1 protein-coding gene is annotated in these 353 nt (G+C 73.7%); it reads left to right on the top strand.

The window, feature by feature from the left end:
• The coding region (locus RM704_RS44990; RefSeq protein WP_311593659.1) for an FAD-binding protein at positions 1 to 353 on the top strand (353 nt) is incomplete at both ends.

Below are 353 nucleotides of genomic sequence, written 5' to 3'. Positions count from 1 at the left end.
CACCGACGCCGTCGACCTCGAAGCCGGTGACGAGGGCCCGGTGGCCACCCAGTCGGTGTTCGCCGCGTCCTTCACCACCAAGTCCCGTGTCTCCAAGGGCACCCCGGTCATCACCGTCAAGCCCAACAGCGCGGCCGTGGAGGCCGCCCCGGCCGCCGGCAGCGTGGAGGCGCTGGAGGTGACGTTCGGCGTGCTGGCCACCGGTACCAAGGTCACCGGCCGCACGCCGCGCGAGTCGACCGGGCGTCCGGAGCTGACCGAGGCCGCGATCGTGGTCTCCGGCGGCCGCGGCGTCAACGGCACCGAGAACTTCGCGATCATCGAGGCCCTCGCCGACTCCCTCGGCGCGGCCG

The organism is Streptomyces gottesmaniae (assembly GCF_031845845.1).
Taxonomy (GTDB): domain Bacteria; phylum Actinomycetota; class Actinomycetes; order Streptomycetales; family Streptomycetaceae; genus Streptomyces; species Streptomyces akebiae.
The sequence above is the reverse complement of the archived record's forward strand: the minus strand, read 5'-3'. Positions and strand labels throughout refer to the sequence as shown.